Origin of the sequence: Pseudomonas sp. H26/SER47-MNA-CIBAN-0231 (assembly GCF_040310465.1) — a bacterium.
GTDB lineage: Bacteria > Pseudomonadota > Gammaproteobacteria > Pseudomonadales > Pseudomonadaceae > Aquipseudomonas > Aquipseudomonas atacamensis.
In genome coordinates, this window is record NZ_JBEOPW010000056.1 from 1 (window position 1) to 332 (window position 332).

1 tRNA gene is annotated in these 332 nt (G+C 49.1%); it reads left to right on the forward strand.

Going from position 1 to position 332, the window contains the following annotated elements:
• The first annotated feature begins 100 nt into the window (after positions 1-100).
• Positions 101-176 (forward strand) — tRNA-Ala (locus tag AAEZ10_RS27230).
• The last annotated feature ends 156 nt before the right edge of the window (positions 177-332 follow it).

Below are 332 nucleotides of genomic sequence, written 5' to 3' on the forward strand. Positions count from 1 at the left end.
TAGCTCAGTTGGTTAGAGCGCACCCCTGATAAGGGTGAGGTCGGCAGTTCGAATCTGCCCAGACCCACCAATTTTGTGTGGGAAACGCCTGTAGAAATACGGGGCCATAGCTCAGCTGGGAGAGCGCCTGCCTTGCACGCAGGAGGTCAGCGGTTCGATCCCGCTTGGCTCCACCACTACTGCTTCTGAAGTTTGAAAGCTTAGAAATGAGCATTCCACCGAGACGGTGATGAATGTTGATTTCTAGTCTTTGACTAGATCGTTCTTTAAAAATTTGGGTATGTGATAGAAAGATAGACTGAACGTTACTTTCACTGGTAACGGATCAGGCT